1 protein-coding gene is annotated in these 268 nt (G+C 61.9%); it reads left to right on the top strand.

From position 1 onward, the window contains the following. Window positions 1-191 (top strand): hypothetical protein (locus RAD10_RS41975; RefSeq protein WP_461622037.1); only part of this gene is annotated, 191 nt, incomplete at its 5' end. Window positions 192-268: the final 77 nt, after the last annotated feature.

The raw sequence follows: 268 nt of genomic DNA, 5'->3' as shown, positions 1-268 counted from the left end.
GCACCAGCACGGGACGCAACACGAGCAGCGTCGGCATGGTGGGACTGTACGACCCGCCAGAAACCGAACATACCGCGACAAGTATCGCCAGGATCACGAAACGGATTCTGGACTTGTCCCGCGCAAATGTTCTCGCGCCGACGTTCCGCCGCTTCAAGGTCTGGGGTTCACGCACGGCTGGGGAGCTATAGCAGCGACCTCCCATTGTCCAGAAACGTCAGGGCGCGCGCGCAACTTGTGCTGGCATCAAGCGCAGCTTGCCAGCGGA

This window comes from Bradyrhizobium sp. 23AC (assembly GCF_054863025.1).
The sequence above is the reverse complement of the archived record's forward strand: the minus strand, read 5'-3'. Positions and strand labels throughout refer to the sequence as shown.